The 252-nt window shown below is 70.6% G+C and carries 1 protein-coding gene; it reads left to right on the top strand.

The window, feature by feature from the left end; genetic code table 11:
• Positions 1-252 (top strand): DUF7507 domain-containing protein (locus tag SB773_RS33460; protein WP_410594756.1); only part of this gene is annotated, 252 nt, incomplete at both ends.

Below are 252 nucleotides of genomic sequence, written 5' to 3'. Positions count from 1 at the left end.
TGACCAAGGTCGCCGACCGGACCATCATCGATCCGGCAGCCTCGGGGGATGCGGTGACGTACACCTTCACCCTGACCGACACGGGCGACACCACCCTGACCGACGTGACCATCCACGACGCGATGGCGGGACTGTCGCCTGTCACCGTGACGTGGCCCGCCGCGCCGGGGACCCTGCTCCCCGGCCAGACGGCGACCGCGACAGCGCACTACGCGGTGACGGCCGCGGATGTCGCTCTCGGCGCCGTGATCA

Origin of the sequence: Bacillus sp. SIMBA_074 (assembly GCF_046534555.1) — a bacterium.
GTDB lineage: Bacteria > Bacillota > Bacilli > Bacillales > Bacillaceae_G > Bacillus_A > Bacillus_A mycoides.
This window is presented reverse-complemented; position numbering and strand designations above follow the sequence as displayed.